The sequence below is a fragment of the Methylophaga sp. UBA1464 genome, assembly GCF_002325665.1.
Classification (GTDB): Bacteria; Pseudomonadota; Gammaproteobacteria; order Nitrosococcales; family Methylophagaceae; genus Methylophaga.
Window position 1 is genome coordinate 61,875 of the sequence record NZ_DCSO01000045.1, and the last position, 3,225, is coordinate 65,099.

General features: G+C 48.6%; 4 protein-coding genes. All 4 read left to right on the forward strand.

Annotated features, from left to right (window positions below; genetic code table 11):
• Positions 1 to 671, forward strand: a 671-nt coding sequence (locus tag B3O33_RS04970; RefSeq protein WP_292363120.1) for a hydantoinase/oxoprolinase family protein, incomplete at its 5' end; no start/stop codon positions are given.
• A gap of 9 nt (positions 672 to 680) precedes the next feature.
• Positions 681 to 2,066 (forward strand): aminodeoxychorismate synthase component I, encoded by a 1,386-nt coding sequence (gene pabB / locus B3O33_RS04975; protein ID WP_292361234.1) that lies wholly within the window; start codon positions 681 to 683, stop codon positions 2,064 to 2,066.
• A complete protein-coding gene (locus B3O33_RS04980; protein ID WP_292361235.1) occupies positions 2,067 to 2,642 on the forward strand; it encodes a delta 1-pyrroline-5-carboxylate synthetase in 576 nt (191 codons plus the stop codon).
• The coding region (locus tag B3O33_RS04985; RefSeq protein WP_292363121.1) for a pyridoxal-dependent decarboxylase at positions 2,639 to 3,225 on the forward strand (587 nt) is incomplete at its 3' end. The genes B3O33_RS04980 and B3O33_RS04985, both read left to right, overlap by 4 nt.

Below are 3,225 nucleotides of genomic sequence, written 5' to 3' on the forward strand. Positions count from 1 at the left end.
ACTGGCTCGCCAGTGCTCAATTAGCCGCAGCCCATTATCCGACAGCCTTACTGATTGATTGCGGCAGTACCACCACGGATATTATGACGCTGGTTCAATCACTGCCCGAGCTGACGGCCTATGATGATCAAGGTCGGTTAAACAGTGGTGAACTGCTGTATACGGGGGTCATTCGGACACCTTTAATGGCTGTCAGTCGGAAGTTGCCTTTTCGCGGACAATGGCAAACCATGGCCGCTGAGTTATTTGCTACAACCGGCGATTGCTGGCGTATTCTGGATGAAATAAGCGCAGCACAAATTAATGATAAAAGCGCTGACGGCAATGATTGGTCAATCGAAAATTGCCAACGAAGACTGGCCAGAATGCTGGGGACCGATGCCAATCTATATTCTGCAGCAGACTGGAAGAATGTCGCACACTGGTTCACTGAACAACAGGTTCAGCAGATTCACAATGCCTGTTTGCAGGTATTGTCCGCACATCCGGATGTTGATTGGCAAGCACCGGTTATTGGTGCTGGAACTGGACGATTTGTCACCCAACTGATCGCCAGTCGGCTACAACGCCCATATGTCGATTTTGATAATCTGCTTGGCACGCACGAAACAGCTGCGGCTTATGCGCCTGCAAGTGCGCTTGCGCTTCTAGCACAGAGGCAGTTCACGTAAAATATCGTGATGACTTCTCAATTGCCCACCTTATGCGCTGAGCTAACTTACCAAACTGACAGCGCTACCCTGTTTGCTGCCATTCGTGATTTGCCGTGGGCGGTTTTTCTGGATAGCAGCATGACTGAAGGAGAAAACGGGCGCTTTGACATTATTTCAGCGGATCCGTTTATAACCCTGCAAACCCGTGACCAGACAACCGCTATTCAATATCGGAATACTGATTCCAGCCAATCAGCTGAAGATCCTTTTTTATTGCTGCAACAGATTTTGCAACAGTACCCGCAACCATCCAATGAGCTCCCTTTTTGTGGTGGTGCCATTGGGTATTTCGGTTATGACCTCGGCCGCAGAATCGAGAATCTGCCGAGCCTGGCAGTGGATTCCGAACAGATACCGGAAATGGCTGTGGGCATTTATGACTGGGTCGTCATTAATGATCATCAACAGCAGCGCTGCTGGTTAGTCAGTCATGGATTAGACCCCCACACGCAGCAATACTGGCCTGAGCTGTTAAATCGGCTGCAAACACCCGCACAATCAGGTTCCTCAACATTTAACGTGTTTGGTGAATTGCGTTGCAATATGGATCAACAAACCTATCAAACGGCATTTCAGCAAATAAAAAACTATATTACCGAAGGTGACTGTTACCAGGTCAATCTGGCCAAACGCTATGAAATAGCAGCCGATGGCGATCCCTGGACGGCTTATCAGCAATTACGCCAGCAGAATGCTGCCCCCTTTTCGGCATTTATAACCACACCTGACGCGACCATATTAAGCTCATCACCTGAACGATTATTACGTGTCAAAAATAGACAGGTGGAAACCAAACCGATTAAGGGCACTCGTCCACGCGACCTGCAGAATCCCGTGCGCGACAGACTGCTTGCCAGACAATTACAAAACAGCCTTAAGGATCGGGCAGAAAATGTGATGATTGTGGATTTACTCCGCAATGACCTGGGAAAGGTCTGTGAACCGGGTTCAATATCTGTTCCCACACCGTTTGCCCTGGAGTCCTTTGCGACAGTTCATCATCTGGTCAGTACCATCACCGGTGTATTGGCCGAGGATCAGGATGCTGTGAGTCTGTTGAGAGCCTGTTTTCCGGGTGGCTCCATTACCGGTGCGCCAAAAATGCGCGCGATGGAAATCATCGAAGAGCTCGAACCACAACGCCGTGGTGTGTATTGTGGCAGCGTTGCTTATATTGGATTCGATGGCAATATGGACAGTAATATTACTATTCGTACGCTGGTCTTCAGTGATAGACGCCTGCGATTCTGGGCGGGCGGCGGAATTGTTGCTGACTCTGAATTAGCTGCCGAGTATCAGGAAGTGGCGGATAAAGCAGCCGCAATGCTAGGTCTGGTGGAGTCATTACGTTAAATGCACATCGTCAAACTGGGCGGCAGTCTTTATCACACGGCAGAACTCAAATCCTGGTTAGCTCTACTGTCTGACTATTCGCTTCATGATTCGGTGGTGATTGTCCCCGGTGGTGGTCCTTTTGCCGATATGGTTCGCCAGGCCCAGACAATACATCAATTTGATGATCATCATGCTCACCATATGGCACTGTTGGCGATGGCCCAATATGGACTGTTATTACATGCACTGATGCCCACAGCCTTAACCATTCATACCCCAGCTGAAGTGCCGGTAACACCCCAACTGGCTATCTGGCTACCAGATGATCAACTGCTGAAAGCAGATGAAATCAGGCAAAATTGGCAGATAACGTCTGACAGCCTTGCCTTGTGGTTTGCCCAGCAATTGCCGAACAGCAAACTCAGCTTAATCAAATGTGTCTCGGTCGATACCGGTGTGATGAGCGAATTGAGTAGCAGGAATATTCTTGATCAGGGTTTTCAGTCACTCTTTCAACAGCGACCAATATCATCGCAGCTAATCCACTATCAAAGACCGAATCTGTTTCCTGATAACGGGCTGGTATTGGAATGAGCGTTGATGAAACCCCATTATCTGCCTCGTTAAACAACGTCATTCATCAATATCTGCAAATGACGGAGTTAACTACGGAGCAACAACAGCAACTGGCTGAACAAGTAACGCTTATCCTTCACACAGCAACGCGTCACAACCAAAAAAACTGGGCAAGCCATATGACCCCGGCCGTTAATGAATTAGCGGCTCTAGGACAGCTTGTGGCTGCTTTGCATCAGGGAAATTTACTGTCACCAGAGCTCTACCCCGAACTCGGCAACATTGAAAAAGATATTTTTGATTTTTTCTGCCCATTATTCGGACAAAAATCAGGGCATGCTACGCATGGTGGCACATACGGCAATCTCGATGCCTTATGGCAAGCCCGGAAAAAATTCGGGTTAAACTCAAAACGAGTCTATGCCAGTGAACAGTCTCATTACTCCGTCGTCAAGGCGTGCGACATTCTTGGACTGGATTTACAATTGATTCCAACCAATCCTGAACAGCAGATGGATATTGATGTGCTGAAACAGGCCTGCAGCACTCATGCTCCTATGGCCATTGTGGCAACCGCAGGCACCACCAGTAGTGGTCAGCT

Coding starts and splice junctions, on each gene's coding strand:
- pabB (WP_292361234.1), top strand. CDS start 681: ATGACTTCTCAATTGCCCACCTTATGCGCTGAGCTAACTTACCAAACT.
- B3O33_RS04980 (WP_292361235.1), top strand. CDS start 2,067: ATGCACATCGTCAAACTGGGCGGCAGTCTTTATCACACGGCAGAACTC.